A 4,195-nucleotide genomic window follows, 5' to 3' on the forward strand; every position below is an offset into this window, starting at 1 on the left:
ATCCAAATCCGGTGATGTCGGTAAGGGCGTGAACGGGAAGAGCGCCGCCAGGCGTCGTGCGTCGTGCGTCGTCCGCCGGACCGCCGAGGGCGGTCGTCCTTCCATATGTGTTGATGAGGGCTTCCGCCGCGATCTTATTTAGGGTCGTCATTGATTTGACCGCAGCATCAATCCACGCCTGCTGGGCAACGCCCTTCTTGATCGCCGTCGAGATCACTCCGGTTCCCAGAGCTTTAGTCAGGATGAGCCGGTCGCCGGGTTGTGCGCCGCCATTCTTCAATACTCTTTTCGTATTGATCAGGCCGGTGACGGAGTAGCCGAACTTTGTCTCGTCATCGCGAATGCTGTGGCCACCGATGATGGTGCAGCCAGCCTCGATCATTTTTGACAATCCGCCGGCGAGAATGCGTTCGAGGACATCGAGATCACCCTTCTCAGGAAAGCAAACCATTGCGAGCGCGGTGAGTGGGCGACCGCCCATCGCGTAAACGTCGCTGAGGGAATTTGTGGCGGCGATCTGTCCGAAGGTGTAAGGATCATCAACAATTGGCGTGAAGAAGTCTACGGTCTGAACCAGCGCGGAGTCGGGCCCGAGTTGATACACTCCGGCGTCGTCGGCGTGATCGAAGCCGACCAGGACATTCGGATCATCTTGCCGGGCTAATTTCCCAAGCACCTTGTCCAGCGCCGCCGGACTCAGCTTGGACGCTCAACCCGCAGCTTTGACCGTCTCCGTCAGGCGCACGGTCTTGGTTTCAGACATGCTGAGATTGTAAAGAAAAAGGTGGTTTCAGGCGTTGCGGCCTGGGACGGGAAGAATGCAAGATTGATTCCGGCTTCTACTTTGCGGTGATGGCGATGATCTGCAAATCCGGCTGGCCCTGGTTCCACTGGTCGCTTACATGTTCGAAGGTAAGCCGGAAGCTTTGACTCTGGCCCGCGGCAAGCGGAGCGACGGAGAGGTTTGCGGTATCGGGATACGGGCCGCTGGTCCGCAAGATTTTGATCGGAACTTCCTCGACCTGGGCGATCTGACCGTAGGGATCTTTGAATGTAACGCGCACCGTTGCGCCGGTGACGGTCTTGTTACCAGTGTTGCTGAGACTCCCATCCACGTAGGTGACGGTCGCGCCAACGAAGTTCTGCGCCTGGCTGAGTTTGACGTCGGAGAATTTCAGGTCGGCAGCATACGGCGGAGGCGCGGCAACGGCCTTGGGCTTTGGGCGAAGGACCACGGCTGCAATCACGGCCAACACCATGACGGCCGCAATCGCGATCAGGATTGTGCGCCTACTGTTGTCGCGCTCGGCGACTGTCGGTGTTGGTTGCAGCAGTCCGCCCATGCAGCACGATTATATTCTTCAAACCTGAACGAAACGAGAAAGGCTATGCGGAAAAGGTTACGGTCCTGGAATTTGGGGTTCGGATGAAAGCAACGATAAAGAGGACGCCGAGCAGCGCATCAATGCCGGCAAAGACCAGGTCGGACGGGTGAATACGCGATTGCAGGTAGAGCACCGCGAGCGAAGCGGCATAGATGAATTTTTCGAGCACCGAAGGAACCATCATGGGGCGCAACCGGACCGGGTTGTGTGCAATGACGAAGAAGGCAATCTGCCACGCCAACCCAACGCCCACGAAACCGTAATAGAAGCCGGGATGAGTGATCGGTGGCGGGTCCTTGCGTCCGATGACATCGAACATGAAATAAAGCGGGGTCAGGACGAGGACGCCCCAGATCCCCGCAATCAAAAACACGATTCGTGCGAACCGCACTTACTCGCCTCCGACGGTGAGCCCGTCAATGCGGAGCGTGGGCGCCGCGACCGAGCCGCGGAATTCGAGATCGGTGGCAATTTCCGAGATGTTAATGAACATCTCTTTCAGGTTGCCGGCGACGGTGATCTCCTCGACCGGATAGGTCAACTCGCCGTTTGAAATCCACAGGCCGGACGCGCCGCGCGAGTAGTCGCCGGTCACGAGGTTCACGCCCATGCCCAGGAACTCCGTGACGTACAAGCCTTCTTTTACGTCGGCAATCAGTTCTTGTGGTGTTCGCGAGCCGGGCTGCAGGAAATAATTGCCGGGCCCGATGCCGGGCGTTCCGGCCAGTCCGCGCGAGGCGTTGCCAGTGGTCTTCAGGTTCAGTTTCTTCGCGGTGTAAGTGTTCAGCAGATAGGACGCCAGCACACCCCGATCGATGACCACAGTTCGTCGCGTCGGAATGCCTTCGCCATCGAACGGGCTGGTGCCGAAACCGCCGACCATGGTGCCGTCATCAATGACGGTGACGTTATCGGCTGCGATTTTCTGTCCCAACTTTCCCGCGAGAAACGAGGCGCCGCGATAAACCGAATCGCCATTCACGCCCTCGAAGATGTGCTCGAGGATCGAGGTCGCGACCAGGGGATCAAAGATGATTGGTACCTGTTGCGTCTTGACTTTGCGGGCGCCGAGCCGGCGGAGGGTACGTTGCGCAGCGATCTTGCCCACGTGTTCGGGAGACTCAAGCTTTCCCAGACTGCGCGCGACGGAAAACCAGTAGTCGCGCTGCATTGCGCCGTTCTCATCTTGCGCAATCGGGACCGCCGCAACCGAGCAATAGGACCGGCGATATTCGCCAAGGAACCCGAGCGAGTTTGCGAGGATTTTGTGTCCGGTGGCTGCGTCGAACGATCCGCCGTCCGAGTTCTTGATTCGCGGGTCGGAGTCGAGTGCAGCTTTTTCCGCGCGGCGAGCGTAGGCGATGCGCTCCTGTCCCGGAAGAGAGTAAACGTCGGAAGAGTACAGATCGAGGTCGCCGGGGATCACTCCCAATTGATTCTGCTCGGGAATTCCCGCGAACGGATCTTCGGAGGTGATTTTCGCGAGCTCGAGCGCCGAGCTCAGCATGCGATCAAGCCCTGCACGGGAGAAGTCGCTCGAATGCGTGCTGGCAGAACGCTTGCCAAAGAACACGCGTATGCCAATGGCTTTCGATCCGGATTCCTTCAGAGTTTCAACCTGGCCGAGACGGACGAGGGTAGAGAACTCGTCGCCTTCGCGAATGACGCATTCGGCTGCGCTTGCACCGTGCTGCATCGCGCGGCGGACAATGTCCTGGGCAAGGGATTTCAGGTCGGTTTCGGTCTGGGGTTCGAGAGTAGTTTCAGGCATAAGAAAAACGTCGTTGGTCGTTCGTCCTTGGTTGTTGGCAAAACACGAATCAATTCACCACAGAGGCACAGAGACACAGAGAAAAACAAAAGAAAAAAGAAAGTTGAAAAACCAGTTGGTGGCCGGTCCGATGTTTTCATCGAATTCCGCCGATTTGTTCTGCGCCTTTGTGCCTCGGTGTCTCTGTGGTGAACTCACACTCTTACTGCATGAAGCCGCCGGGATCTTTGCGTGCGGTGCCGCCAACCGTCAGCCGATCCAGTTTGGTTGTGGGCATACCGACCCCAACCGGCACGGCCTGGCCGTCTTTGCCGCAGGTTCCGATGCCTTCATCCAGCTTCAGATCGTTGCCCACCATAGAAACGCGCGTGAGCGCATTCGGGCCGTTCCCGATCAATGTTGCACCACGAATCGGAGCTGTCACATGGCCGTCTTCGATCAAGTAGGCTTCCGACGCGGAGAAGACAAACTTGCCGTTGGTGATGTCCACCTGGCCGCCACCGAAATTCACGGCGTAAATACCGCGTTTCACCGAACGAAGGATGTCTTCAGGGTCGTCGTCGCCGGCCAGCATGTAGGTGTTCGTCATTCGCGGCATGGGAATGTGCTCATAACTTTCGCGGCGACCGTTGCCGGTATTAGCCATACCCATGAGTTTTGCTGACAATTTGTCGCTCAGGTATCCCTTGAGAATCCCCTTTTCAATGAGGACATTTTCCTGCGTGGGGTTTCCCTCATCGTCCACATTAAGCGAGCCGCGACGCCACGGCATTGTGCCGTTGTCCACCACGGTCACTTTCTCGCTGGCGACACTCTTGCCGATCAGTCCTGAAAATGCGGATGTCTGTTTGCGATTGAAGTCCGCTTCAAGCCCGTGGCCAACGGCCTCATGCAGCAGCACGCCCGGCCAACCTGGACCGAGCACGACTTCCATTTCGCCCGCTGGGGCTTCTCGGGCATCGAGCTGCAGCACTGCCTGACGGCCTGCTTCCCTGGCGAAATACTCCGGAGTTTTTTCGCCGAAGAAGAAATCCAGTGC

The 4,195-nt window shown here is 57.9% G+C and carries 5 protein-coding genes; all 5 read right to left on the reverse strand.

Annotated features, from left to right (window positions below; genetic code table 11):
- Positions 1-676: selenide, water dikinase SelD (gene selD, locus VN887_17725; GenBank protein ID HXT41852.1), on the reverse strand; the 676-nt coding region annotated here is incomplete at its 3' end.
- Positions 677-839: 163 nt separating this feature from the next.
- On the reverse strand, positions 840-1,343 hold the full coding sequence (locus tag VN887_17730; GenBank protein ID HXT41853.1) for a DUF2393 family protein: 504 nt from the start codon (positions 1,341-1,343) through the stop codon (positions 840-842).
- A gap of 43 nt (positions 1,344-1,386) precedes the next feature.
- A complete protein-coding gene (locus tag VN887_17735; protein HXT41854.1) occupies positions 1,387-1,758 on the reverse strand; it encodes a hypothetical protein in 372 nt (123 codons plus the stop codon).
- An 18-nt stretch (positions 1,759-1,776) separates the two neighbouring features.
- The gene (locus VN887_17740; GenBank protein HXT41855.1) at positions 1,777-3,156 is read right to left on the reverse strand and encodes a TldD/PmbA family protein; all 1,380 of its coding nucleotides are present in this window, start codon (positions 3,154-3,156) and stop codon (positions 1,777-1,779) included.
- Between the two features lie 202 nt (positions 3,157-3,358).
- A partial coding sequence (locus VN887_17745; GenBank protein ID HXT41856.1) for a metallopeptidase TldD-related protein occupies positions 3,359-4,195 on the reverse strand: 837 nt, incomplete at its 5' end.

The organism is Candidatus Angelobacter sp. (assembly GCA_035607015.1).
Classification (GTDB): domain Bacteria; phylum Verrucomicrobiota; class Verrucomicrobiia; order Limisphaerales; family AV2; genus AV2.

What these genes read in the sequence shown, in the direction of transcription:
- VN887_17730 (HXT41853.1), bottom strand. Translation starts at nt 1,343, where the DNA reads ATGGGCGGACTGCTGCAACCAACACCGACAGTCGCCGAGCGCGACAAC.
- VN887_17740 (HXT41855.1), bottom strand. Translation starts at nt 3,156, where the DNA reads ATGCCTGAAACTACTCTCGAACCCCAGACCGAAACCGACCTGAAATCC.